Raw genomic sequence first — 22,624 nt, forward strand, 5'->3', positions numbered from 1 at the left:
TGCCGCAGCTGGTCGTCCGTCGATCACACCATCCGGACACCTGCAATGCCGGCAACCGGCCTTCCGTAGACTCGCCCTATGACTTCGACCACATCATCTGCACCCCTGTCCGCTGACTTCGTCGAACAGGCGAAGCGACGTCTGCCCGACATGCTCGCCGACATCGAACGGGTCATCTCCATCGAAACCCCATCACACGACAAGGAGGCCGTGGCCGCAGGAGCACGGGACTTCGCCGCGCTCCTGGGGGACCGCCTCGGCGCCGAGGCGGAACTGCTCGAGGTCGACGGCACCGCCCACCTGCGTCTGCGCTTCGGCACCGGGCCGGCCCGTGTCGTCCTGCTCAACCACCAGGACACGGTGTGGCCGCACGGCACCCTCGAACGTATCCCGTTCTCCACCGAGGACAGCATCCTCCGCGGTCCCGGCAGCTTCGACATGCTCACCGGGGCGATCATGAGCGTGCACGCGACCGCGATGGTGGCCGACCACCTCGGCGAAGGAGGGCTGAACGGTCTGTCGATCCTCGTGACCGGTGATGAGGAGATCGGATCCGTGTCCTCGTCGGACCTCATCCGCGCCGAGGCGGCCGATGCCAAGGCCGTGTTCGTCATGGAGGCGAGCGCCGGCGGGGCACTCAAACTCGAGCGCAAAGGCACGAGCAACTACGTGCTGAAGTTCACCGGCAAGGCCTCGCACGCCGGCCTCGAACCGGAGAAGGGCATCAACGCAGGCATGGCCCTGGCCCTGACTCTGCCGTTGGTGGCGGGTCTCGCCGACGCCGAGGCCGGGACGACGGTCGTGCCGACCGTGATCAGCGCGGGGACCACGTCGAACACCGTACCGGCCGAAGCCCGGGTGGACATCGATGTGCGGGCGCGGACTGCGGCTGAGCTTGAACGAGTGGATGCGCAGATCCGTGAGTTGGCTGCGAAGCCGCAGGTGGAGGGCTCGACGACGGAGGTGCTCGGCGGGATCAACCGGCCTCCGTTCGAACCTGAGCAGTCGGCTGTGCTCTTCGAGCGGGCGACGGTCCTCGCCGGCGAACTCGGGCTGCCCGCGCCGCAGGGAGTGTCCGTGGGCGGCGCCTCGGACGGGAACTTCACCGCCGGTGACGGCATCGCCACTCTCGACGGTCTCGGCGCCGTCGGCGATGGGGCGCACGCCGAACACGAACACGCCGTCGTCGACGAGATCGCTCCGCGCACCGCGCTGCTGGCCGCTCTCATCGCCGATCAGCTGCAGGGCTGAAGCGGAGCGGCGAGCTGCTGCCTTTCGCTGCTGCCGTAGTTCCCAGACACCGACAGTGCGCCGGGGCCTTCCCTCCGTAGTTAAGTGTGCGCAGATTGCCAGTTTCGAGCCGAAAATGTGCAATCTGCGCACAGTTGACTGTCGGCAGCAGGACTTCAGTCGACCGGGTAACCCGCCGCGCGCATCTGATCCGGTGATTTCAGCGTGAACAGCCAGTCGCGCAGGTGAGGATCCGGCCGAATCGTCGTCCGCGCGATTAGTCGATCTTCGCCGACGAGGTAGTAGTGGTAGCCGTGCTCGCCGAGGTGGCCCATGAGCTCCCTCGGTTTCGCGCGGTCATCGAGGACTTCGCAGAGGATGTCCGGGTGCAGCGCGGCGAGGAAGTCCTGCCCGTGAGCGAAGACGTCGTTCTCACCGCCTTCGACGTCGATCTTCACCGTCACGCGCGGTGCCTCGCCCCGACCTGAAACGTCGGGAACACGTTCCCCGGCGTGGGACTGCGCATCGCGTCCCGACGCCTCGGCCAGCACCTCGGGCAGGAGCGCGTCGAGAGAAGTGAAGCGCACCTCGGCGTCGGAATCGAAGTGCATATCGGAGGAGTAGAACGACGGCAGCGCCGATCCCCCGTCCCCGATGGGCACCTTCATCCAGGTGTCGGGGCTGCCGACCCCGGTCGGGTGGACGGTCACGCGGCTGTTGAAGCCATTGCGTTCGACGTTGTTCTCCACACCTGCGACGACGGCGGGGATGATCTCGAAGACGTGAGCGCGCACATTTTCGTTCGCGGCGAGGACGGCCATGGTGAAGACCCCGGTGTAGGCGCCGATGTCGAGGAAGACGTCGGCATCGGCGCTGAGCGCGACCATGAGGTCGAGGGCGAACGCGTCTTCGGGTTCGGTGCGTCTGCCCCTTCCCCAGTAGAACTCCTTGGCGATTTCGCAGCGGAAGGGCTCGACAAGGATGAAGTCCGCTCCGCCCGCTCTTCCGCGGATTTCGGTGAGTTCGATGGGGGCGGGAAGGCGACCGATTTTGAGCCCTCTGATCCGGGGCGCGATCGTTCGCAGCAGAGGGTGGAGCGCAGGTTGTGCGAGGGCGGTCTTGACCGGCAGCTTGAGGCCGAACCAGGACTGTCTGCGCGCGGTGAAAGTGCGCAGGTGATCGTTCACGACGGTGGCCCCCTTGCTGACAGGAAGACTTCTGTTCACACTATCAATCGCCGGCCCGCCGCTCCAGGGTTCTTCCGGACCTGATTCGCGATACTCGCCGCCTCTTTGCGGAACACTGGCATAAGGTGGAGGCGAAGACCCATCCGCCCCGTCGCGAAGCAGGAGCCCGGCATATGAAGCTCAAGTCAGTCACCCTCCACCAAGTCTCGATCCCGCTGGTCACTCCGTTCGAGACCTCGTTCATGAGGGAGACGGAGAAGGACTGCTACCTCGTCGAGGCTGTCTTCGACACCCCGCAGGGTGAGGTCACCGGGTGGGGCGAGTCGGTGGCGATGATCTCTCCGCTCTACTCTTCCGAGTATGTGGCCGCCGGCATCGATGTCACTCGCCGCTGGCTGGCACCGCTGCTCTTCGAAGTCGAGAATCTCACCGCGGAGACCGTCGGCTGGCACCTGCGTCATGTCATCGGCCACCCGATGGCTAAGTCGGCTCTGGAGATGGCCGTCATCGAGGCTCAGCTCAAGCTCAACAAGCAGTCGTTCAAGGACTACCTCGGCGGAGTGGTCGACTCCGTGCCTTCAGGAGTGTCCGTCGGCATCCAGGATTCCGTCGAGGAGACCGTCAAGGTCATCGGCGGCTACCTTGAAGAGGGGTATGCCCGGATCAAGCTGAAGATCAAACCCGGCAAGGACATCGCCCCGGTGGCCGCGGTGCGCAAGGCTTTCGGCGACGATTTCGGCTTCCAGGTCGACGCGAACGCCGCCTACACACTCGTCGACGCCGCACACCTGCGCCGCCTCGACGACTACGGTCTCCTGCTCATCGAACAGCCCCTCGGCGAAGCCGATATCCGCCAGCACGCCGAGCTCGCCAAGCTCATGGACACCCCGATGTGCCTCGACGAGTCGATCGTCTCCGCCGAGGCTGCCGCGGACGCGATCATGCTCGGCGCCACCTCGGTGATCAACATCAAGCCCGGACGGGTCGGCGGGTTCATCGAGGCGAAGAAGATCCACGATCTCGCCGCCGCCCACGGCGTCGCCGTCTGGCACGGCGGAATGGTCGAAACCGGTCTGGGGCGGGCGGCGAATGCGGCGCTGGCCTCGCTGCCGGGCTTCACCCTGCCCGGCGATATCTCCGGTTCGAATCGGTTCTTCCACGAGGACATCACTGAGGAGATCGTCATGTACGACGGCAAGGTCGACGTGCCCACCGGCGTCGGCTTCGGCGTCTCCATCGATCCGGAGAAGCTCGAGCGCTTCCGCACGGATTCAGTGGAGATCCTGCCCGGACAGTAGGACAAGACCCGCCGAGGCGGCCCTCCCGTCACCAGTCACCGACCGGCAGGGTGGGCCGCCTCAGTCGTGGGTGTGAGTCTCCTCGGCGGCGTCCTTCGCCCGATCGAACTGGAACGTCGAGTGTTCGATCGCGATCTTGTGGTGCTCCGTCAGGCATTCCTGCAGAGCCTTGAGGATGCGCGGTGCATGCCCGTCATAGAAGCATTCGTCGGCGAGAACGACATGAGCGGTGAGCACTGGCAGGTTCGAGTCGATGCGGGTGATGTGGAGGTCGTGGACTTCCTGCACATGCTCGACTACCTCGAGATGCTCGCGGACCTTGTCGAGGTCGAGCTCCTTCGGCGCCTCTTCGAGCAGGATCGATCCAGTCTCGCGCAGGATGGCGAACGCTCTGGGAACGATTAGCGCCGCAATGATCAGGGCGGCCACGGCGTCGGCTCGGTCCCAACCGAAGAGCCAGATCGCCAGAGCTGCGAAGATCACGGCCACCGAGCCGAGCGCATCGGCGATGACCTCGAGGAACGCCGCTTTGAGGTTGAGGGAGTCTTCCTTCGATGAGCTGAGGATGACGATGGAGACGAGGTTGCCGACTAGGCCGATGGCGCCGAAGAGCAGCAGGCCCGGTCCGGGCACCTCCGGCGGGACGAAGAATCGCCGGATGCCTTCGATGAGGCTGTAGACGCCGAGCCCCAGCAGCAGGGTCGCCTGGGCACCGGCCGCGAGCACTTCCGCCCGACGGAACCCCCAGGTCTTCTGCCCACCCGTCGGCTTGCTGACCAAGCTCGCCGCGAAGAGTGCGATGCCGATGCCGATGAGATCGACGGCGTTGTGGCCGGTGTCGATGAGCAGCGCGAGACTGCCCGTGACCACCGAGCCGATGAGCTGAAACACGAAGATCGTCGCGACGATGCCGAAGACGATCCGCAGCTGCCGCCGCGAACCCGAACCATGCGCATGATCGTGAGCCATAGATACCTCCTCGACTCAACATATTAACATATGCACATTTATTTATGCATCTGCTCGACCTCAACGCAGAATCGGAGCAGATCAGACCCCGACTGCGTCCCCTGCGGGTGGATCCACCTGGAATCGTTCGGGAAATCGAGGTGGATCACCCGCAGAGCACACCAGACCCCTGCCGGTCGGCCCCATGGCGCGCTCCACGAAAGAAGCGGCCGCCGAGGATGTCCTCGGCGGCCGCTGCCTGCGTGAGCTGGGCGCCCTTCGCCTGGGGCGGCGGTCAGCCCTGAGCGCCCTTGCCGTCGTCGTCCTGTTCGTCGCCGGGCTCATCGCTGTCGGAGATGTCTGCCGCATCTGCTCCGGCCGCGCCTGCACCGCTCTCGTCGAGGCGGCGCTTCGCCTCATCGATGTAGGCCTGCACGTCGAAGCCGGTGGCCTTCTTCACCTCGTCTCCGATCCGGTCGAGGTCGACGCCGCTGTCATCGAGGAAGGCCTTCGGGTCGAATCCCGTGCCTGTCGATCGCTGTCCGGCCGACGCATCGTCCGCGACGACCCCGTCGACGATCTCGTCCGAGGAGCGGCCCGCCCCTGACGAACCACCGGAAGCGGGCCCCCCGGAACCGCCGGCCCCGCCAGAAGCACCGGGCCCCCCGGAACCGCCGGTCCCGCCAGAAGCACCGGTCCCGCCAGAACCGCCGGGCTCGCCCGAACCATCATCACTCGAGCCAGCTCCGCCGGAGCGCTTCGCCTTGGCCACGAGGTCTGTGAGGTCGACACCGGTCGTTCCGCGCACGACCTCGAGGACCTGTGAGAGGTTGTTCGACACGGAGTTCGCGAGCTTCGACTCGCCGTCGGTGGACACAATGGAGAGATCCTTGATGTTCGCATACGGCGCCACCAGCTCCGCGGCGACCGAGGGCAGCACCTCGAGCACCTTCGACAGCACGGCCGCGTCATTGAACTGCTTGTAGGCCTCGGCCTGTGCACGCAGCGCCTCGGCTTCGGCTTCACCACGGGCACGAATCGCATCGGCTTCGGCTTCACCTTCGAGGCGGATGGCCTCGGCGTCCTTCGACCGACGGTGGAGCTCGGCGGCGGCCTCGGCTCGACCCTGTGCCTCGATCTCATAGGCGCGGGCATCGGCCGCGGCCTGCTGCCGGTAGCGTTCGGCGTCGGCCGGGCGGCGCACTTCGGCGTCGAGCTGTTCGGCGCGCAGCTCCGCGGCCTCCTTGGCCACGATCCGGTCTTTCTCCAGCAGCTTCTGCTTCTCGGCCGCCGCGGCCAGCGGGCCGGCGTTGTCTGCCGTGGCCTGCCGCTGATCGGCCTCTTCCTTCAGCGCGGCCCTGCGCAGCGCCAGCTGCTGCTGCTGTTCGGCGATCGCCTGGTCGGTGAGCGCCTGCTGCTTCTGAGTCTCTTCGTTCTGCTGCGCCTGCTCGACGGCCGAAGCACGGCCAGCGTTCGCCTCGGCGATGGCGGCGTTCTTCGCCACCTCGGCGGCCTGCGGGCGACCCCAGTCGCGCAGGTAGCTGCCTTCGTCCTCGACGGCCGAGATCTGGAACGTGTCGATGATGAGGCCCTGATTGTTCATCGAGTGCGCGGACTCTTCCTGCACCTGCGCGGCGAAGGAAGCGCGGTCCTGAATGATCTGCTCGACGGTGAGCGTGCCGACCACGGCGCGCAGGGTGCCGGAGAGGATCTCCTTCGAGTAGTGGTCGATCTGGTCCTGCTGATCGAGGAAACGCTGCGCGGCCTTGCGCACATCATCCTCGGTGCCGCCGACCTTGACCTGGGCGACACCGCGCAGACGCAGGGCGATGCCGTTGATGGAGATGCCGTCGATCTCGACGGAGATCTGCCGCGAGGACAGCGAAAGGATGAACGCCTTCTGCACGATCGGATAGACGACCGAGCGACCCCCGATGACGATGCGACCGGTTCCCGAAGCGCCCGAGGCGTTCCGACCGGTGATGATGAGCGCCTCGGACGGTGAGGCGATCTTGTAGGAGCGCAGGATCACGAACAGCGCGATCAGGATGATGATCACGAGGACGCCGATTCCTCCGGCGCCTAAGAGCAGGTCCATCAGTGGGCCTTTCATCGCAGTGGGATGTGCCGACCGATCGCCGGCCGGCCCCTTTCATCCTAGGCCAGCCCACTGGCACGCAACAGGGTGGAAACCCTCGCGTTGAAGGGCAGAATCTCGCCGAGGCGGCCCGCCCTGAATGTCAACCGCGCGGTGGAAACCTTCCCTCACACCACTAATGCAGTGATCACGTTCACTTGCCCCATTCCCATGGCGGTCCGGCGATGAGCAGACCCGAGAAGACGAGGACGACGAAGATGACGCCAATGCCGATGGCCGCCCATGGGAAGCGGATGCACCACGAGGTGAGCTTCTCGAACCAGGTCTGCGGGGTGCGGCCGTTGCGACCCAGACCCCAATCGCCTCGAGGGACCCGGTCTTCTCCACCGAACGTTCGAAGGGAATCGTGGCATACGGAATGATCGCCGATCCCAGTCCCGTGGCGATGCGGCGCTTGCTCCACTGCTGCGAAGTGCCGACGCCGATGACGGCGATGACGAAGCAGATGAAGATGAAGCCGTGGATGCCGCCGCCGATCCGCACCCCCACCTCGGTGGTGTGGGTGACGTACTTGAGGAACATGCCGATCAGCAGCAGAGTCCAGGTCACGGTCTCGGCGATGGCGAAGAAGGTGAAGAAACGTTTGGGAGTCACAGAAGACCATTGTGCCCGGACAAGGTGAACGCCCCCTGAGGGGCGCCGCCAGGTGAGTCGCTCGATCTCAGATCTGGTTCAGGGCAGGCTCAGCCTCGTCATCCGTCCGCCGTCGTATCCGCACCGCAGCCATCGTCATCTTCGCAGACGGCAACGGCCCGATGCGGGCCGGTGACCGCGTCCAGTCACCGACCCGCATCGGGCCGCTCGTGCCGATCAGGGCACGTCGTCTCGGCTGCCGCTCAGTTGCGGCGGCGGCGTGAACCCAGCGTCATCGCCACACCGAGCACGATGAGCGCTCCGGCCGACAGAATCAGCGGCAGGGCTTCGTTACCGGTGCGCGGCAGGTCTCCTCCGCCGCCACCGTTGCCTCCGTCACCGGCTCCCGGTCCGTCACCTTCGGCGACGACCTCGAAGGATCCGGTCAGCGGATCTCCGCCTTCGCAGTCGACGGCGACGTCGTAGGTTCCGATGTAGCTGTCGACCATCGATGCATCGAGTCCGCGGACTCCGAATCGGGCAGTACCGTCGGCGCGACCTCGGCAGTCTGTTCGAACTTCTCGATCTTCCCGTTGTTCGGGGTCACCGTCATCGTCGCCGTGGTGTCGGCGGTGCAGCCGGTGGCCGCGACCTGGACTCCCTTCTCACTGACGAAGTCCGGTGCCTCGATCGTCTTCGGATCGATGCTAAGAGCTCGCTCTTCAGGAGCCTCGGTCGGCGTCTCCGTGGGCGGATCAGTGGGATCGGTGGGCGGAGTCGTCGGATCGGTCGGAGGATCCGTCGGCGCGTCGGTGAGGTCATAGGCCAGCGTGTGGACGGCGAAGCCGATGGCGGGAGCGAAGATGTCGATGGACTCCTTGCTCACGTTCTCGATCGTGTCCGTGGCCTGGTGATAGTTCGTGTCGTGCTTCGCACCGACGGTGCCGCCGAACATCTCGGCTTCCTCGGCGGTCTTCGTGCCGTCGGCGCCGGAGAACAGACCGCTGGCCGGAATGCCGTTGTCGATGAACGCCTGGTAGTCCGAGCGTCCGGAGAAGTCGGTACCGACATTGGGCTGGTCGATATCGGCGAAGTAGTCGGTGAAGACCTTCTCGAGTTCGGCCGAGCCTTCGGGGACGTTGACGCCGTCGGGGATCGGCACATCGGAGCCGTCCGAGTCGAGCGTGCCGACGATGTAGTTGTCGGAGCCGATCATGTCGAAGTTCATGTACGACTTGATCTTGCCCAACTCGGCATCGCCGAGGCTCGCGACATACTCGGTCGAACCGACGAGTCCGACCTCTTCTGCGCCCCACCAGCCGAAGCGGATGGCGTTGTCGACCTCGGTCGGCTGCTCGGCGAGCGCTTCGGCCGAAGCGAGGAGTGCGGCAGATCCCGAGCCGTTGTCGTTGACTCCGGGACCTTCTTCGACGCCGTCGAGGTGGGCACCGAACATCTGGACGTTGTCGTGGTCGCCGGCCTTGGTTTCGGCGATGACATTCCAGGTCGTCTCGGTGACGAACTCAGTCTCGAGCGTGAAGTCGGCAGTCAGGGCCGCGGCTTCCTGTGCCTCTGCCTGACCTCCTTCGGCCTCATCGGCCTCATCGGCTTCGTCGGCACCCTGCCCGAGTCCTGCCTCGGCGTCGGTCTGGCTGCCGGATTCGGTGCCGGCCTCGGCGCCTGCGGCTTCGACCTTCTCAAGGAGCTCGGTGCCGACGTTGTAGGTGACCGTCACCGTCGGGGCGCTGCCCTCCATACGTTCGCCGAGGGTGGCGTTGAGCTCCTCGTCGGGATTGGCTTTGTCGTTGTTGTAGATGATGACCGCCGCAGCACCGGCCTCGGTGGCGGCCTTGGTCTTGTCACCGAAGGCGCATTCGCCGCGGGACACGAGCACGAGGGCGCCCTCGGCGCTGTCATCGAAGTCGCTCGCCTGGCAGCCGAGCTGTCCGCCGGCAAGATCGCTGTTGTCGTCATCGACCGGCAGCACCACCGGCAGATCGGTCAGCGGCGCGGTCGTTCCCTCTGTATATGAGGCGGTCGCCACCTTGACTGTCTCTCCGTCGACCTTGACGTCGACGGTGCCGAAATCCTGGCTCTCGACGTCGAATGCGTGACGCTTCACATCGAATGCGCCGGTCGCCTCGAGGGTGGATTCGACGTATTCCACGGCTTCTTCGTAGCCGGGCGTACCCAGCGCACGGAACCCTTCATCCGCGTGCGAGGTGGAGATATCGGAGATCTTCTGCAGATGCTCCATCACGGCGTCGCCGTTGACGCCCATATCGGTGTGTTCAGTTGGTCCCGCGGTGCCCGTCGCCAGTGCCGGGCTCACTCCGCCGAGGACCAGTCCGGCCGTGGCGGTGACCGCCAGCCAGCTCTTCGTGCGCAACTTCATGGAGTTCCTTTCGCTCCTTTGTCTGTGTCCAGAGGAATCGCACATGACGGCGCACCGGAAGCGACCGCCACGGTATGACTCCTCGGCCATACCGGTGTCGGCCCATCTTCGGCTGCACTTACGGGGAAGCTCGATTCTGACGCTTCGCCATGATTCGCCATTGGTAACGAATCACATGCTTCTATAACGAAACGGTGACACAACTCACATTGGTCATTAATCTAACGCACCTCAGCAGCCTTTCATGTTACGAATTGATAACAACCGGTCACTGATTGGTTTCGTAAGCGCGGACAACCTGCGGTTCACATGCGGATTCTCTGCGGCAGCTGCGGCCGTACCACCGGTCATTCCCGCGGTATCCCGGCCCCGCCCGGGGCCCGCCCCGCACACCCCACCGCTCACCCCCAACCACCGTCTCTGTCGCGCACCTCAAACCGTCGTCTCCCTCGCAGACCGCCGCCCACCCCTGCCGCAATCAGACCACACGACTAGACTCTGACCAGTGACGACCAACGACTCTCCGGGAGCGACTCCGCCCGCCGCGCCCGACCGGCGGACCATTCGCCGCTGGCAACGCTACCTCGCCAACGAACGGCTCGAGGAACGGGTGTATCGCAACCTCGCCGAACGCCGTAAGGGCGAGGACCGTGAGATCCTGCTCAGCCTCGCCGCAGCGGAATCCCGGCATCAGGAACATTGGATCTCCCTCCTCGGCGAACACGCGCAGAAGCGCCGCTCCGCCGATCTCGTCACCCGCTGCCTGGCGTTCCTCGGCCGCATGTTCGGCTCCGTGTTCGTCCTCGCCCTTGCTCAGCAGTCCGAGACGAGCTCGCCGTACGACGAAGACGAAGCCGCCTCGGCCGAGATGGCTGCCGACGAACGTATCCACGCCGAGGTGGTCCGTGCCCTGGCCGCCCGTTCCCGTGCCCGCCTGTCGGGGAACTTCCGTGCCGCCGTCTTCGGTGCCAACGACGGCTTGGTGTCGAACCTCGCCCTCGTCCTCGGTGTCGGCGCGGCTGGAGTCTCGAACACCGTCATCCTGCTCACCGGCGTGTCCGGACTGCTCGCCGGAGCCCTGTCGATGGGAGCCGGCGAGTACATCTCGGTGCGCTCCCAGCGCGAACTCCTCGACGCCTCCACTCCGGATCCCGAGTCCCGGCACGCTCTGGCCGACCTCAACATCGACGCCAACGAGCTCGCTCTCGTCTTCCGCGCCCGCGGAATGGAAGCCGGCGAAGCCGAGGCCCGCGCCAACCGCACGATCGCGGCGGCGAAGAACAAACAGGCACCGAGGCTGCCGAACCTCGACTCCGAAGTCGACCGCGACGAACTGGGCACCGGCCTCGGCGCCGCCCTTTCAAGCTTCTGCTTCTTCTCCTCCGGCGCGCTCATCCCGATCCTGCCGTACATCTTCGGCATGTCCGGACTGCCCGCCGTGTTCGTGTCCGCCGGCCTCGTCGGCATCGCGCTGCTGTTCACCGGCGGCATCGTCGGCCTGCTCTCCGGCAAATCGCCCGGCCCCCGCGCTCTGCGCCAACTCGGCATCGGCTTCGGTGCCGCCGCCGTGACCTACGCCCTCGGCCTGCTCTTCGGAGGTACCGCATGACCGATCCGCTCATCCTCGTCGACCCCGCCACCGGCACGTTCGAACTCACCGACCTGCCTTCCGCCCAACTGCCCGTCACGGACCTCTCCGCTCATCGCGGAGATGGGATCTTCGAAACCGTACTGGTGAGCGTGGGTGCGCACGGTGCCACCGTGGTGTCACGAGAACGGCACTTCACCCGGTTCCGCGCGTCCGCCTCGGCGCTGAATCTGCCCGATCCTGACCAAGGCCTGTGGGATCGGGTCATCGATTCCCTCATCGCCGAGGTGGCCGCCGCCGATCCCGAGAATGTCGAGTTCGGGATCCGCTACGCCCTCTCCCGCGGGGAGCAGGACGCGAACGGCGCGTTCCGGAGCCGCGGATGGGCCTTTCCCGTGCCCGTGGACGACCACATCCGTACAGCTCGGGAGCACGGTGTCACCGCCGTCAGCCTCGACCGCGGATTCGACGCCTATATCGGCAGCAAGGCACCGTGGCTGCTCATCGGCGCGAAGACTCTGTCCTATGCGGTCAATCAGGCCGCCGGCCGCTATGCCGCGGCCAATGACGCCGATGAGGCGCTTTTCGTCTCCCATGACGGAATCGTGCTCGAAGGACCGACCGCGAATCTCATCATCCGCCGAGGCGACCACCTGCTCACTCCGAATCCGGAGGCGGGCCTGCTGTCGGGAACGACGCAGCGCCTCATCTTCGATCATGCGGAGGAACTGGGCCTGAGCGCCGAATATGCCGACCTGAGCCTCGACGACGTCAAGGCGGCGGATGGGGCTTGGTACGTCTCGTCGATGCGCACGGCGGTCGCGCTGAGCGAACTCGACGGGAACGCGATCTCAGTTGATCAGACTCTGACTGACCGGTTCCAGGAGATCATCCGCGGACGGTGAGGCCGCGGGAGCCGCCGGCTCCGAGCGGCGGCAGGCGCCTTCGGGATGCGCTGCCCCGGGGTAGCCGGACTCTGGGCGCCTTCGGGGATGCGCTGCCCCGAGCCCTCAGGCTCGGGGCAGAGCGTCGGCGGGTTTCGCCGAGGGGAGAGTGAAGGCGAGAACGAGCCCGAGGATGCAGGCGGCGCAGCTGATCAGCCACACCGGCCAGAAGACGCCGGACATTCCCGGCAGCAGCGCAAGCAGGAATCCGAGGGCGCCACAGACGAACAGTCCGGTGACGACGCGCGTCTTCCACTTCCTCAGCATCGTGTGCCTTTCTCTTCACGTTTCGACCCAGACCTTCCCTTGCCCGATCGAAGCGTGCTCTCACGCTATCTCCCCCGGTCTGCCGGGCACATCCCCCAAAAGTATGAAATGAGCGAACTTTCTCGACCTCGTTCAATCTCGGGTGGCCTCGCGCGCATCGTCCTGCGTTAGTGTTGACTTCGACGGAATACGTTCCCGCGTCTCGTGAGAGTCGTGGGACTCAATGTTCAAAGGAAAGGACACGAGCATGGGAAAGCTCGCTTGGCAGATCATCGGCGTGGGAGCGCCTATCGCAGCTGCATTCGTCGCTCGCAAGACCCTGACCTTCGCGTGGGAGAAGTCGACGAAGCGCCCGGCGCCGTCGAACCCCGTCGATGACGAGATCTCGATGTCCGAGGCCCTGGCCTGGACGATCGTCTCCGGTGTCGGTGTGGCCGTGGCTCAGCTCGTAGTTCAGCGCATCGCCGCGAACACCGTGCGCAACAACTTCGGCGATGAGGCCCTGCCGAAGAAGTTCCGCAAGCAGATCGAAGAGGCCACCGACTGATCTTCCGCTGACCTTCTGCTGCTTCTGCAGCAGCGAAGCGGCCCGCGAAGCGCATGCTTCGCGGGCCGCTTCTTCTCTTGCGGTCAGCCGGTGACGCGGTCGAGGATCTCGGCGAGGACTGCTGCCTCGATCTGCCCCGGCGCCGAAGCCAGACGGATCTGCGCGAAAGTGGCACAGCTGCCGAAGTCGGCGCCCATGATCCTGCTCGTCCGGCCCAATGGACCCATCGAGATTCCGAGCACGGGAACCGGCAGCGAGGCATCTGCCGCGGCCGTCGCCTCCAGGAGACGCAGAACATCGGCCGGCGCCTGCGGCATCATCGCAACCTTGGCCACATCAGCACCGGCCTCGCTCATCTCTGCGAACGTCTTCAGCAGGCGTTCGACAGAATCCGTGGACTCGAAATTGTGGTGTGAGGCGACGACGGGCACGCCCGCTTCCCGCGCCGAGGCGATGAGGGAGCCCGACTCGGCCCGATCGATCTCAACGTCGATGGCCACGGGAACGCCCGAGGCGGCGGTGCCGGTGGGACCGGTGCCGGCAGCAGTTCCGGCGTCCGCCTCGACGTCGGCGACCCCGGCGATGAGTTCCCGCACCACCTCGGCGTAGTCATCCTCGATGATCTCCACCTGCCCTCCCTCGAAACCGGTGCGGACGGTCAGGAGGATCGGCAGCCCCGCTGTGAGTGCACGCGGAAGCAGACGAAGGGCCGCCCCGGCGAGGCTGTGCACACTCCTGTGCACCCCACCCTGCGCGAAACCGGAGGCGACGACGAGCAAAGGATCGATGCGCCATTCGACGGCGTCGACGATTCCGGTCGCAGCGGCTGCGGCGCATTCGGCAGTGAGCTCATCTGCATCGATCGCCTGTGTCGGCACGATGACGGCAGGTCGCCCAGGATTGCGCACCGCGGGCGATCCTGCGGCAGGATTGAGGAACGGCAATGATTTCATTTCTCAAGCGTAGGCGGTGACCAGGCGCGCGCAGGTAGGAGGACACGGGTGGAGACGACGCGGGTGGACAGGATCAGCGCACGCGATGGCTTCCCCCTTGAAATCCAGGTCAGCGGGCCGGAGGACGCTCCCGCCCTGCTCCTCCTGCAGGGCCAATCGAATTCGCACGCGTGGTGGGACGATCTGCGCGGGGACTTCGAATCGGACTTCCGCACGATCACGTTCGACTATCGCGGAACGGGCGGCAGCCGGGGTGAGCTCGGGGAACTGTCGACAGCGAGCTTCGCCGATGACGCCGCGGACGTGCTCGACCACCTCGGTGTGGACCGGGCCGCGGTCTACGGCACGTCCATGGGTGGGCGCATCACGCAGATGCTGGCACTCAACCATCCGAAGCGGGTGAGCGCTCTCGTCCTCGGGTGCACCTCTCCCGGCGGGACGCATGCCGTCAAGCGTCCCCGTGAGGTCGGCCAGGCACTGGCGAGGCTGCGTGGTGATGAGCATACCCAGTACCTCTTCGACCTCTTCTACACCCCCGAATGGACGGTATCGGCGGAGTACAGCAAGATGCTCGGCGACGACACGATGACGGCCGCCGAATCATCCGCCCATCTGCGTGTGAGCGCCAATCACAATGCCTGGGACCGGCTGCCCGAGATCTCCGCCCCGACGCTGATCATGCACGGCGATGCCGATCGGATGAACCCGGTGGAGAATGCCCGAATCCTCCACGAGCGCATCCCCGGATCTCAGCTGCGCATTCTGCCGGAAGGCCGACACGGATTCTTCGAAGAATTCGCCGAGGTGGTCACTCCGGCTGTCATCCGCTTCCTCACGGAATCGCTGCAGAAATCCTGAAGGCAGAAATCGTGAAAGCAAGGCCGCCTACTGCATCAAAATCCCATATCCGGTAGCAAATCCATTAACGACACACCTACATGCTCCAATCGATGATTATAACAATCAAGTAACGCACCATCATCTGTTTGCCCAGGTCAGACGGTCAGTCAAGGGTGACGCGCCGCATAATCCCGACAAGATCTCTACCGAAAACCCTGAACAAAACTACAATGGTGGATCAGACATCCGTGTGCGGTGAGGCGCGTGCGCAATTGAGCTCTTCGGATCTGATCTGCGAGCACCGAACCGTGTAAACGGGGGTGAAGCCTCTCGTTCTTGCGGACTGCCAAGAATGCAAGGAGGAAGCACGTGAGCGTTGTCAAAGCGTCACACGTCTACAAAGTTTTCGGAAAGCGTGAAAACGAGGTCGTCAAACGACTCGAAGAGGGCGCCGACCGTGATGATCTGACGAAACTCGGAACGGCCGCCGTCATCGACGCGAGCTTCGAAGTCGAGGCCGGCGAGATCTTCGTCGTCATGGGCCTGTCAGGCTCGGGCAAGTCGACCCTGATCCGCACTCTCAACGGACTCTGGGCACCCACCGCCGGATCCGTCGAGGTGCTGGGCACCGACATCGCGAAGATCGACTCGGCCGCACTGCGCAAGGTCCGCAGCGAACACATCTCGATGGTGTTCCAGCACTTCGCGCTGCTCCCGCACCGCACCGTCCGCGACAACGCCGCCTATGCGCTCGAGATCCGCGGTGTCGCGAAGGCGGAGCGGGACAAGGCTGCCGACCGCTGGCTCAAGGCTGTCGGCCTCGAAGGCTGGGGCGACAAGTTCCCCGAGCAGCTCTCCGGCGGTATGCAGCAGCGCGTCGGCCTGGCCCGCGCGCTGGCGGCAGAGACCGACATCCTCCTCATGGACGAAGCCTTCTCCGCCCTCGACCCGCTGATCCGGCGCGAGATGCAGGAACAGCTCGTCGAACTGCAGCGGGAGCTGAAGAAGACCATCATCTTCATCACCCACGACCTCAACGAGGCGATGTTCCTCGGTGACCGGATCGCGGTGATGCGAAACGGTCGCATCGTCCAGGTCGGCACCCCGGAGGACATCCTCACCGACCCCGCCAACGACTACGTGGCACAGTTCGTCCACGACGTCGACCGGGCACGCGTGCTGACTGCCAACAACGTCATGGAGAAGGCGCGGCAGACCGTGAGCAATCAGAACGGCCCCCGAGTCGCACTGCGCACCATGCGCGAGAACAGCGTCTCGGGCGTGTACGTCACGGACAGGGACCGGAAGTTCCTCGGCCTCGTCAGCGACCGCGACTGCATCGAACACATCCGCACCGGTGCCACGACTCTCGACGAGATCATCAAGCCGGTCGCCCACCCCGCTTCACCGGACGACCTGCTCATCGATCTCTTCCTCCCGACCGCGGAGATGCCTCTGCCGGTGCCCGTCACCGACGCAGACGGCGAACTCGTCGGCGTCGTCCCCCGAGCCACCCTGCTCGCTGCGCTCGGCACGCAGAACGGCAACGACGAGGCCTCGACGGAAGCCGCTGTCGAAGACTGGCCCGAGCCGGTCGACACCGGAATCATCGACCAGGTACTCGCCGAAGGTGATGATGCCGTCGCACCGCGGGCCACCGGTGAAAGGAGTGAGCGCTGATGGAGAACATCAGAATTCCGATCGGAGCCTGGGTCGACACCGTCTTCGACTGGCTCAAGGACAACGTCGCGTGGTTCTTCGACGCCGTCACCTGGCTGTTCAACTTCCTCATCGAGGTCCTCACCGACGTGCTCGTCGACCTCCACCCGCTCGTCATCATCATTCTGCTGGCGCTCATCGGCTGGATCTTCCGCTCGTGGCAGATGGCCGTGGGCACGCTCATCACCCTGTTCTTCATCATGACGATGGACCAATGGGTGGCCGCGATGCAGACCCTGGCGCTGATCATCATCGCCGCGGTCATCGCCATCATCATCGCCGTCCCGGTCGGCATTCTGGCCGCGCGCAGCAACAGAGCCTCGGCGGTCATCAAACCGATCCTCGACTTCATGCAGACGATGCCGGCATTCGTCTACCTCATCCCGGCGGTCACCTTCTTCGGCATCGGCGTCGTTCCCGGCCTGGTGGCAACGGTGATCTTCGCTCTGCCCCCGGGCGTGCGGTTCACTGAGCTCGGCATCCGCGGGGTCGACTCGGAGACGGTCGAAGCCGGACAGTCCTTCGGTGCGACTCCCGGCCAGATCCTCCGCGGAGTCCAGCTGCCCTTGGCCACGCCGACGATCATGGCCGGCATCAACCAGGTCATCATGCTCGCACTGGCGATGGCCGTCATCGCCGGCATGGTCGGCGCCGACGGACTCGGAAAGAACGTCGTCGAAGCGATCGCCACCCAGAACCTGCCGCTCGGTGTCGAAGCCGGACTCGGCGTGGTGATCATCGCGGTCTACCTCGATCGCGTCACCGCCGCTCTGGGCAACGCGAAGGACTACCCACACTCGCTCGTCGCGGGGATGCGTCGTCGCGGCGCGAAGAAGAAGACGGCTGCGACAGCGGCCTGAGTCTATGAACCACACAGTCTTAAATAGTCGATCACTAGAGAAAAGGAACACACAATGAAGAGAAGATTCCTCACCCCGATCGTCGCTGCAGTCGCAGCCCTCGGCCTTGCCCTGACCGGTTGCTCGCAGGAAGCGTCGAAGGGCGGTGACGAAGGCGGCGACAAGGGCGACATCAAACTCGGCTACGTCACCGGCTGGACCGACGGTCAGAGCATTTCGCTCCTGCTCGAAGACCAGCTGGGCAAGATGGGCTACAACGTCGAAACCGAGACCTTCAACGACGCCGCAGTCCTCTACGCCGGTGTCGCCAACGGCGATATCGACATGTACCCGTCCTCGTGGCCCGAGGTCACGCACAAGCAGTACATCGACGAATACGGTGACGACCTCGAAGACCTCGGCGCGTACTACGACAACGCCGTCCTCACGATCGCCGTCCCGAAGTACATGAAGGACATCAACTCGATCGAGGACCTCAAGGGCAAGGGCAAGGACTTCGGCGGAGAGATCATCGGAATCGAGCCCGGTGCCGGTCTGACCAAGGCCACCAAGGAGATGATTCCGGAATACGGTCTCGACGGCGAATACGAACTCGTCACCTCGTCGACTGCTGCCATGCTCACCGAGCTCGGCAATGCGACCGAAGCGGAGAAGGACATCGTCGTCACCCTGTGGCGTCCGTTCTGGGCCAACAACGAGTACCCGGTCAAGGACCTCGAGGACCCGAAGGGTGCGATGGGTGATCCCGAGAAGCTCCACTTCACAGCCACCAAGGGCTTCGGTGAAGAGTTCTCCGATGCCGCCGACTACATCGGCAAGATCAAGCTCGATGACAAGCAGTACGGAGACCTCGAGGACCTGGTCGTCAACAAGCACAAGGATGATGGCAAGAAGGCCATCGCCGAGTGGCTGAAGGCCAACCCCGATGCCTACGAAGGTGAACTGCCCGACGAGGAGTGATTCTGTCGCCGCGGCAGCAGCCGCACTGAGGACGACATCGTCGCCTCAGCTGCGGGCTTCCCCACTGCCCGGCGTGCGGTCATGAAATGCTGTGCCCTCCCGACTCGGACGAGTCGGGAGGGCACAGCTGTATGAGTAGACTCGGCTGAGAATCGCCGTTGACACCGTGCTCGGTGCGCGGGCCCGAACGGAGGACATCCCATGGCAACCGATTCGGCAACCGTCGACACCTTCGTCGGACCCCTCACTGTGACAAGCGACGGCCGGTCGATCGTGCGGCTCGAATGGCACAGATCCGCCGATGCGAGCGACGCCGCCGATCCGATCCCCGCCGAGGCGGCCGCCGCCTCGGATCCGATCCTCGCTGAGGCGGTCGCCCAGGTGCGTGCGTACTTCGACGGCCGCCTCGGCGATTTCGACCTGCCCGTGGACTTCGGTCAGGTCTCGGACGTCGCGAGGACCGTTTTGACGACCTTGGCCGAAGAAGTCCCGCGGGGACCACAGTCACCTACGGACAGCTCGCCGAGGCGAGCGGAACCGGGATCCCGGCCCGTGCCGTCGGCGGGATCATGGGACTCAATCCGATCCCGATCATCGTCCCCTGCCATCGTGTTGTCGCAGGTAGCGGACTCGGCGGGTATTCGGGCGGGCTGCCCGGGCACGAGCTCGAGACCAAGCGGCGCCTCCTCGAGTTCGAAGACGCCCTGCCCCAGCCGCTGTTCTGACATTCTGCAGGCCGCGCCGGCATTCCGCAGTTCGCGCGTGCATTCTGCCGGTCGCGCCGGCCTGCAATCGTGCGGATTCGGGACACAGTCCGCTCGGATACGTTCGTTGAACCGGTGGAAGTTGAGTGAATACTGTGATTACATAGCCATACCAGATTTTGTGATCACAAAAGATCCTGCGTTCACAAGTTCCTGCTCGGACGACAGAGGCTGCCAGTGTCGGCAGCACCTCCTCGTTCGGGCAGCCACTACGAAGAGGAAACTGATGAAGTCACACACAATCACCACCGTCGTCGCCGCCTGCGCGGCCCTGGGCCTCGCCCTGACCGGGTGTTCCCAGGAAGCCGGCAAGGACTCGGGCTCGGACGGCGAAAAGGGCACGATCAAGATCGGCTACATCTCTACGTGATCCGACAGCCGCAGCACCGCGTTCCTGCTCGAGGACCAGCTCGAGAAGCTCGGTTACGAGCCAGAGCTGGAGACGATCTCCGAGGCCGCGATCCTCTATGCGGGAGTGGCGAACGGCGACATCGACATCTACCCCTCCGCCTGGCCGGAGAAGACCCACAAGCAGTACATGGATGAGTACGGCGACAAGATCGAGGACATCAGCACCTACTACGACAAGGCGCAGAACACGATCGTCGTGCCCGACCATGTCGACATCGATTCGATGGATGAGCTCAAGGACAATGCCGACGAGTTCGACGGCAAGATCGTCGGCAACGAGCCCGGGGCCGGTCTCACCAAGGTGACGAAGGATTCGATGATGCCTGCCTACGACCTCGAGAAGGACTTCGAACTCGTCACCTCCTCGACCCCGGCCATGCTCGCAGAGCTGGGCAATGCCATCGATGCGCAGGACGACATCGTGGTCACCCTGTGGCGTCCGTTCTGGGCGAACAACGCCTATGACGTCAAGGAGCTCAAGGATCCGAAGAATGCCATGGGCGATCCGGAGAAGATGCACTTCCTCGGCACCGAGGGCTTCAGCGACGAGTTCCCTGAGGCGTCGGAGCTCATCAAGGGGATCAAGCTCGACGACAAGACGTACGGAGAGCTCGAGGACCTCATCGTCAACGAATACGAAGAGGGCCAGGAAGGCGACGCCGTCGACCAGTGGGTCAAGGACCATCCGAAGGCCTTCGACTCCGAGATCACCGACTGAGCCGCTGCGCTCATCGGGCAGAACCGAGTCCCGACGCACCGCAGTGAGCACGGACATTGCGCGGCCGCCGTTCCCGCTTCTGCGGGTCCGGCGGCCGCTCGTTTCAGTGAGGACGCAGCCATGCCTGCGGCGGCCGCGCCGCTTTCTCAGCCGTCGAACAGTTCCTGCCCGACGTACCCGTCCTCGGTCGCTCCGGGCGGGATCGCCCAGACGGTCGACCCGATCGGGGTCGTCCATTCGTTGAGCAGGTCCACCTCGGCGAGGCGGCGCTGGATCGGCAGGAACTGCCGTTCGATATCGGCCTGGAAGGATGCGAACAGGAGCCCCGAATCCCCGCCCGCGCCGGTCTCGTAGTTGAACGTGCGCCGGTGGATCTGCACCTCCGGGCCCAGTCCGTCGCGGGCCCGGGCGATATGCGCGACCTGTGAGATCTTCGTCAGTCCGCGCTGATCGACGGCGGTGAAGTCCGGAACGTCGAACTCGCCCTCACCCGACAGCGGTGCCCCGGAGCCCATGGTCCGCCCGACCGCGAACTCCCGTGCGGGTCGATCGGCCTGATCCCAGGTGTCGAGGTTCATCGCGATATCGCGCAGCACCAACGTCGTTCCCCCACGCATCCACACCGGCAGATGCGCACCGAGATCGGCCGGCGGCTCCCCGCGAGCGGAGAACACCGGGTTCGCGGTCTCGGTGCCCCGCCCCCAGATGATCCGCGCGAAGTCCTCGGATCCGGGTCCCGGATTCGCCGTGCCGTCGAGCTGACCGAAGAGATTCCTCTGGGTCTTCCCCTCCCCCGAACTGCCGTAGGCACGTCGGAAACCGTCGCGCTGCCAGGCCATCTCAGCGAACGATCGGGAGTCCTTGAACAGCATGCGCCTGGCATGCGCCAAGGTCAGCGGATCGTCGCCGCAGATCTGCAGGAGCAGGTCGCCCTTGCAGCGGTCCTGATCGAGGCGATCGATCGAGAACGATTCCAGAGGTTTCAGCCAATCCGGGACGTGCTTCTTTCCGGCAAGGGCAACCATCTCGGCTCCGAATCCGAAGGTCACAGTCAGCCTGGCAGGGTCGACGGCGAGCTCGGATTCGGAATCGGCCAACGGCGCCCGCCCCTGAGTCAGTGCGGCCGCATCCGCGGTGAGCAGCCGCAGCCAGCGCACCGCCTCGGCGGCCTTGATCCCGGGCTTGAGCGTGAACGCGATGAAGTGCGCATAGGCCTGCGGCGGGGTTTCGACCCCGGATTGATGAGTGCCGTAGAACGGCTCGGTCTGCGGCCCGTTCGCGCCATCCAGATCTCGCCGAGGCGGCCCACCGTCGCCGCCGCTCCCACCCGGAGACCCGGGACCGCGGCCGAGCGCAAATCCGGCCGTGGCACCGACGACACCTGCACCGCCGGCCGCAGCCGCCGAGGTCAGGAGACCTCGGCGGCTGAAGCCGGTGCGACCGGGCTCAGTGGTCACCGTGGTCTCCGTGGTCGGAGTCCTCGTGCTCTTCGCTGTCGGCGCCGATGTGTTTACCCTCGTCGCCGTGCTCACCGTGGTCTCCGTGGTCGTCGCTGGAGCCTTCGGCCTCACCGGGCGCGTAGTCTTCCTGGGCTCCGGAGTACTCCTTGGCCACGGCCGTGACCTCGACGGTCTCGTCGTCGGCGGTGACGAGGTCGAGCTTGATCTGCTCGCCCGGCTTGATCGCCTTCTTCAGCCCCATGATCATGATGTGATCGCCTCCGGGCTCGAAGCGGAGGCTCTCCCGGCCGGGATGGTGAAGCCGCCCTTCTTCTCCTGCATGGACATTCCGCCCGAGCCGTCGCCTTCGGTTTCGTGGAGTTGGACCATCTCCGCGTCCGCGTATTTCGCCTCGACGAGGTTGATGTCGGCGTCGGTGTTGTTCTTCAGCTCCCCGAAGACTCCGGTCATTCCGTCGTCGGCGGCTTTGACCCAAGCGCCGTCGAAGCTGAGCGCTTCGGCGTCGACCGCGCTTTTCGAGGATTCCGCCGAGGTGGAGCTGCCGCCGTCGGTCTGTGTCGAACCGGCGGCCTTGCTGTCGTCTTGGCCGCAGCCTGCCAGGCCGATGGCGACGGCGATGGGCAGGGCAAGGGCCAGGGTGATGTTCTTTTGCATGATGTCTGCACTTTCGTCATTCAGGTGCAATCGAGCACATGTCGGCGCGCGCCGCGGTCGCCTGTTGGCGCAGGCAGTCCCGCGTCTTCCCCGTCGTCAGACGACGAAGATCTTCGGTCGCAGAGTCTCTGCTGCCCGAATCTGCGGGCG

The 22,624-nt window shown here is 65.1% G+C and carries 21 protein-coding genes and 3 pseudogenes; 14 read left to right on the top strand and 10 right to left on the bottom strand.

Features of this window, described 5'->3' with window-relative positions:
• Nucleotides 1-78 precede the first annotated feature (78 nt).
• Nucleotides 79-1,251 (top strand): M20 family metallopeptidase, encoded by a 1,173-nt coding sequence (locus LJ362_RS15635; RefSeq protein WP_264799944.1) that lies wholly within the window; start codon nucleotides 79-81, stop codon nucleotides 1,249-1,251.
• Between the two features lie 155 nt (nucleotides 1,252-1,406).
• Here LJ362_RS15635 and LJ362_RS15640 read toward each other — a convergent pair whose 3' ends face one another.
• Nucleotides 1,407-2,417 carry an FkbM family methyltransferase gene (locus LJ362_RS15640; protein ID WP_264799945.1) on the bottom strand — a complete coding sequence of 337 codons (1,011 nt, stop codon included), beginning with the start codon at nucleotides 2,415-2,417 and terminating at the stop codon, nucleotides 1,407-1,409.
• Nucleotides 2,418-2,590: 173 nt separating this feature from the next.
• Here LJ362_RS15640 and menC point away from each other — a divergent pair, with 173 nt between their 5' ends.
• Complete coding sequence (menC, locus tag LJ362_RS15645) at nucleotides 2,591-3,715, top strand: o-succinylbenzoate synthase (protein ID WP_264799946.1); 1,125 nt, start codon at nucleotides 2,591-2,593, stop codon at nucleotides 3,713-3,715.
• A 60-nt stretch (nucleotides 3,716-3,775) separates the two neighbouring features.
• On the opposite strand, the gene LJ362_RS15650 is transcribed toward menC, so the two are convergent.
• The 3 genes from LJ362_RS15650 to LJ362_RS15660 all read right to left on the bottom strand — a co-directional run bounded on the left by LJ362_RS15650 (nucleotide 3,776) and on the right by LJ362_RS15660 (nucleotide 7,343).
• Nucleotides 3,776-4,684, bottom strand: a complete 909-nt coding sequence (locus LJ362_RS15650; protein WP_264799947.1) for a cation diffusion facilitator family transporter — start codon at nucleotides 4,682-4,684, stop codon at nucleotides 3,776-3,778.
• Nucleotides 4,685-4,958: 274 nt separating this feature from the next.
• Nucleotides 4,959-6,761: a flotillin family protein gene (locus tag LJ362_RS15655; RefSeq protein ID WP_264799948.1), complete on the bottom strand. Its 1,803-nt coding sequence runs from the start codon at nucleotides 6,759-6,761 to the stop codon at nucleotides 4,959-4,961.
• Nucleotides 6,762-6,815: 54 nt separating this feature from the next.
• Nucleotides 6,816-7,343, bottom strand: a complete 528-nt coding sequence (locus LJ362_RS15660; RefSeq protein WP_320109178.1) for a DUF3817 domain-containing protein — start codon at nucleotides 7,341-7,343, stop codon at nucleotides 6,816-6,818.
• Here LJ362_RS15660 and LJ362_RS17005 point away from each other — a divergent pair.
• The gene (locus tag LJ362_RS17005; protein WP_320109181.1) at nucleotides 7,255-7,443 is read left to right on the top strand and encodes a hypothetical protein; all 189 of its coding nucleotides are present in this window, start codon (nucleotides 7,255-7,257) and stop codon (nucleotides 7,441-7,443) included. The two genes, LJ362_RS15660 and LJ362_RS17005, sit on opposite strands and share 89 nt — an antisense overlap.
• Nucleotides 7,444-7,657: 214 nt before the next feature.
• Here LJ362_RS17005 and LJ362_RS15665 read toward each other — a convergent pair whose 3' ends face one another.
• Nucleotides 7,658-7,903 (bottom strand): LPXTG cell wall anchor domain-containing protein, encoded by a 246-nt coding sequence (locus tag LJ362_RS15665; RefSeq protein ID WP_264799949.1) that lies wholly within the window; start codon nucleotides 7,901-7,903, stop codon nucleotides 7,658-7,660.
• On the bottom strand, nucleotides 7,840-9,789 hold the full coding sequence (locus LJ362_RS15670) for a M28 family peptidase (protein ID WP_264799950.1): 1,950 nt from the start codon (nucleotides 9,787-9,789) through the stop codon (nucleotides 7,840-7,842). Before LJ362_RS15670 ends, LJ362_RS15665 begins: the two co-directional genes overlap by 64 nt.
• A 505-nt stretch (nucleotides 9,790-10,294) precedes the next feature.
• Here LJ362_RS15670 and LJ362_RS15675 point away from each other — a divergent pair.
• On the top strand, nucleotides 10,295-11,398 hold the full coding sequence (locus tag LJ362_RS15675) for a VIT1/CCC1 transporter family protein (protein WP_264799952.1): 1,104 nt from the start codon (nucleotides 10,295-10,297) through the stop codon (nucleotides 11,396-11,398).
• A complete protein-coding gene (locus tag LJ362_RS15680; protein ID WP_264799953.1) occupies nucleotides 11,395-12,282 on the top strand; it encodes an aminotransferase class IV in 888 nt (295 codons plus the stop codon). Before LJ362_RS15675 ends, LJ362_RS15680 begins: the two co-directional genes overlap by 4 nt.
• 105 nt (nucleotides 12,283-12,387) lie before the next feature.
• Here the strand turns inward: LJ362_RS15680 and LJ362_RS15685 are convergent, their stop codons facing one another.
• The gene (locus LJ362_RS15685) at nucleotides 12,388-12,588 is read right to left on the bottom strand and encodes a hypothetical protein (RefSeq protein ID WP_139468999.1); all 201 of its coding nucleotides are present in this window, start codon (nucleotides 12,586-12,588) and stop codon (nucleotides 12,388-12,390) included.
• A gap of 247 nt (nucleotides 12,589-12,835) precedes the next feature.
• Between LJ362_RS15685 and LJ362_RS15690 the strand changes: the two genes are divergently transcribed.
• Complete coding sequence (locus tag LJ362_RS15690; RefSeq protein ID WP_264799954.1) at nucleotides 12,836-13,135, top strand: DUF4235 domain-containing protein; 300 nt, start codon at nucleotides 12,836-12,838, stop codon at nucleotides 13,133-13,135.
• 83 nt (nucleotides 13,136-13,218) lie between these two features.
• On the opposite strand, the gene LJ362_RS15695 is transcribed toward LJ362_RS15690, so the two are convergent.
• Nucleotides 13,219-14,088 (bottom strand): type I 3-dehydroquinate dehydratase, encoded by an 870-nt coding sequence (locus LJ362_RS15695; RefSeq protein ID WP_264799955.1) that lies wholly within the window; start codon nucleotides 14,086-14,088, stop codon nucleotides 13,219-13,221.
• 48 nt (nucleotides 14,089-14,136) lie between these two features.
• Here LJ362_RS15695 and LJ362_RS15700 point away from each other — a divergent pair, with 48 nt between their 5' ends.
• The 8 genes and pseudogenes from LJ362_RS15700 to LJ362_RS15730 form a co-directional block, all read left to right on the top strand.
• A complete protein-coding gene (locus LJ362_RS15700) occupies nucleotides 14,137-14,946 on the top strand; it encodes an alpha/beta fold hydrolase (protein WP_264799956.1) in 810 nt (269 codons plus the stop codon).
• A 351-nt stretch (nucleotides 14,947-15,297) separates the two neighbouring features.
• Nucleotides 15,298-16,608 (top strand): quaternary amine ABC transporter ATP-binding protein, encoded by a 1,311-nt coding sequence (locus LJ362_RS15705; protein ID WP_264799957.1) that lies wholly within the window; start codon nucleotides 15,298-15,300, stop codon nucleotides 16,606-16,608.
• Nucleotides 16,608-17,507, top strand: coding sequence for an ABC transporter permease (locus LJ362_RS15710; protein WP_264799958.1), 900 nt, complete (start codon nucleotides 16,608-16,610; stop codon nucleotides 17,505-17,507). Before LJ362_RS15705 ends, LJ362_RS15710 begins: the two co-directional genes overlap by 1 nt.
• Nucleotides 17,508-17,561: 54 nt before the next feature.
• The gene (locus tag LJ362_RS15715; protein WP_264799959.1) at nucleotides 17,562-18,467 is read left to right on the top strand and encodes a glycine betaine ABC transporter substrate-binding protein; all 906 of its coding nucleotides are present in this window, start codon (nucleotides 17,562-17,564) and stop codon (nucleotides 18,465-18,467) included.
• 201 nt (nucleotides 18,468-18,668) lie between these two features.
• Nucleotides 18,669-18,842, top strand: a pseudogene (locus tag LJ362_RS15720) (hypothetical protein); the annotation flags it as partial.
• Nucleotides 18,843-19,009: 167 nt separating this feature from the next.
• Nucleotides 19,010-19,192 (top strand): methylated-DNA--[protein]-cysteine S-methyltransferase, encoded by a 183-nt coding sequence (locus tag LJ362_RS15725; RefSeq protein WP_413774260.1) that lies wholly within the window; start codon nucleotides 19,010-19,012, stop codon nucleotides 19,190-19,192.
• 265 nt (nucleotides 19,193-19,457) lie between these two features.
• Entirely contained in the window at nucleotides 19,458-19,601 is a 144-nt protein-coding gene (locus LJ362_RS17010; protein ID WP_320109182.1) for a hypothetical protein, read from the top strand.
• An 18-nt stretch (nucleotides 19,602-19,619) separates the two neighbouring features.
• Nucleotides 19,620-20,360: pseudogene (locus LJ362_RS15730) on the top strand (glycine betaine ABC transporter substrate-binding protein); the annotation flags it as partial.
• A 146-nt stretch (nucleotides 20,361-20,506) separates the two neighbouring features.
• Here the strand turns inward: LJ362_RS15730 and LJ362_RS15735 are convergent.
• Together LJ362_RS15735 and LJ362_RS17140 are read right to left on the bottom strand one after the other, a co-directional pair.
• Nucleotides 20,507-21,817 (bottom strand): Dyp-type peroxidase, encoded by a 1,311-nt coding sequence (locus tag LJ362_RS15735; RefSeq protein WP_264799960.1) that lies wholly within the window; start codon nucleotides 21,815-21,817, stop codon nucleotides 20,507-20,509.
• Nucleotides 21,807-22,474: pseudogene (locus tag LJ362_RS17140) on the bottom strand (copper chaperone PCu(A)C). The gene LJ362_RS15735 and the pseudogene LJ362_RS17140 overlap by 11 nt, the downstream one beginning before the upstream one ends.
• Nucleotides 22,475-22,624: the final 150 nt, after the last annotated feature.

The organism is Brevibacterium sp. JSBI002 (assembly GCF_026013965.1).
Taxonomy (GTDB): Bacteria; Actinomycetota; Actinomycetes; order Actinomycetales; family Brevibacteriaceae; genus Brevibacterium.